The 217-nt window shown below is 51.6% G+C and carries 1 pseudogene; it reads left to right on the plus strand.

Annotation, left to right across the window (positions count from 1 at the left end):
• Positions 1-217, plus strand: a pseudogene (locus HJV72_RS19305) (putative DNA modification/repair radical SAM protein); the annotation flags it as partial.

The following is a 217-nucleotide window of genomic DNA, read 5'->3' on the forward strand; positions in this document are numbered from 1 at the left end:
TTTTGACTGCAAGTACTGTATCAACCGTGTGTCCAATGATGTGGAGAGGACGTCCTTTACTCCGGATGAGATCTGCCGTCTGGTGATCGAGTTCTACCGGAGGAATTATATCGAGGGGCTGTTCTTAAGTTCCGGTGTCTGGAAGAGCCCGGATTACACGATGCGCCTGATCTATGAGACGCTGCTGCGGCTTCGGAGGGAATATCGGTTTCAGGGA

Source organism: Extibacter sp. GGCC_0201 (assembly GCF_017566055.1).
Classification (GTDB): domain Bacteria; phylum Bacillota; class Clostridia; order Lachnospirales; family Lachnospiraceae; genus Extibacter.